Annotated in this window: 1 protein-coding gene and 1 pseudogene; one reads left to right on the forward strand and one right to left on the reverse strand. The window is 71.2% G+C overall.

Features of this window, described 5'->3' with window-relative positions:
* Window positions 1–50 precede the first annotated feature (50 nt).
* Window positions 51–467, reverse strand: a complete 417-nt coding sequence (locus tag G6030_RS14990) for a YccF domain-containing protein (protein WP_007631674.1) — start codon at window positions 465–467, stop codon at window positions 51–53.
* A 55-nt stretch (window positions 468–522) separates the two neighbouring features.
* Here G6030_RS14990 and G6030_RS14995 point away from each other — a divergent pair.
* Window positions 523–1,140: pseudogene (locus tag G6030_RS14995) on the forward strand (magnesium chelatase); the annotation flags it as partial.

Consider the following 1,140-nt stretch of genomic DNA (forward strand, 5'->3'; position numbering starts at 1 on the left):
CGCGGCGACCGCCGCCGCCCGGGGACGGCGCCGCAGGCCCGGGCGGGTGGTCAGCGAGAGGCGACCGGCACCATCGCCGCCCGGTCGGAGCGCACGATCTCCTTGCCGAACGGGAAACACGTCACCGGGATGAGCTTGAGGTTCGCCCACGCCAGCGGCAGCCCGATGATCGTCACCGCCTGGGCGAGCGCCGTGGCGACGTGGCCGATCGCCAGCCACAGTCCGGCAACCAGGAACCAGATGACGTTGCCGACCGTGCTCGCCCCACCGGGCCGGCCTCGGTCGACGACCTCGCGGCCGAACGGCCACAGGACATAGGCGGCGATCCGGAAGCTCGCGACCCCGAACGGGATCGTGATGATGAGGATGCACGCCAGGATCCCGGCGAGCACATAACCCAGGAACAACCACACGCCCGCGGTCGCCAGCCAGATGATGTTGAGGATCACGGTCAGCACGGAACGCATACCGGCCACTGTAGGTCGGAAGCGGAAGTCGCGTTACAGGGTTACGGTGGGCGATGTGAGCGACAAGCCGGACGTCAGGACCCTCGGCGAGCTGCGCGCCGCCGGTTACACCAGCCGCACCCTCCGCGAGGAGCTGCGCGGGAACCTGCTCGCGGCCCTGGCCGCCGGGCGCGACCCGTGGCCCGGGATGCACGGGTTCGACACCACCGTGATCCCGCAGGTCGAACGCGCCCTCATCGCCGGGCACGACATCGTGCTGCTCGGTGAGCGAGGGCAGGGCAAGACCCGACTCCTGCGCACCCTCGTCGGGCTGCTCGACGAGTGGTCTCCCGTGGTGGCCGGCTCCGAACTGGGGGAGGACCCGCTCGCCCCCATCACCGACCCGACCCGCGAGCGGATCGCCCGCGAGGGCGACGCGCTGCCCGTCGAGTGGCGCCACCGCACCGAGCGGTACGTGGAGAAGCTCTCCACCCCGGACACGTCCGTGGCCGACATGATCGGCGACGTCGACCCCATGCGCGTGGCGGAGGGCCGCCGTCTGGGCGACCCGGAGACCATCCACTACGGACTCGTGCCCCGCGCGAATCGCGGGATCGTGGCGCTCAACGAGCTGCCCGACCTGGCCGAGCGTATCCAGGTGGCGCTGCTCAACGTCATGGAGGAGCGGGACGTC

The organism is Dietzia sp. E1 (genome assembly GCF_014145015.1).
Classification (GTDB): Bacteria; Actinomycetota; Actinomycetes; order Mycobacteriales; family Mycobacteriaceae; genus Dietzia; species Dietzia cinnamea_A.

What these genes read in the sequence shown, in the direction of transcription:
- G6030_RS14990 (WP_007631674.1), bottom strand. Translation starts at nt 467, where the DNA reads ATGCGTTCCGTGCTGACCGTGATCCTCAACATCATCTGGCTGGCGACC.